This is a genomic window from Pseudoalteromonas sp. GW168-MNA-CIBAN-0100 (assembly GCF_040309225.1).
GTDB classification, from domain to species: domain Bacteria; phylum Pseudomonadota; class Gammaproteobacteria; order Enterobacterales; family Alteromonadaceae; genus Pseudoalteromonas; species Pseudoalteromonas arctica.
The window spans coordinates 1-390 of the sequence record NZ_JBEOOL010000189.1 but is presented as its reverse complement, the minus strand read 5'-3'; the positions used below and the strand labels follow the sequence as shown (position 1 = coordinate 390).

Sequence of the window (390 nt, the reverse complement as noted above, 5' to 3'; positions counted from 1 at the left end):
ACTTACACCATGTAATAAAATTCAAACCTTACTTGGTGCATACGATACCCGTTTTGAATCGCTAAAAACAACCAAAGTAACTACAAAATTTATGGATAGCTGGAGTACTAACTATCATTTAGTGGGTCAACACTGCCAAATTACTGCATTTGATCATGATAATGTTATTTACCGCTGTCAAAATAGTTACAAAGAGCAAGTAGCTGCTGTAACAGATCATCAAAAAGCAGTGGCTTTTACTCGCCAATGTTTGCTTGAAAATAATTGGCATGAAAGCCAAAAAGAGTCAAAAAACTCGATTCGTACTACTTTCGTGCTTGATGAAAATACCCCTGTTATTTCAATCTACACCGGTAAAACGTTATCTAGTTTAAAATCGTGGTCTACCTC

General features: G+C 35.6%; 1 protein-coding gene. It reads left to right on the top strand.

Annotated elements, in window-relative coordinates:
* Positions 1 to 390: hypothetical protein (locus tag AAEY62_RS20665; protein ID WP_350636129.1), on the top strand; the 390-nt coding region annotated here is incomplete at both ends.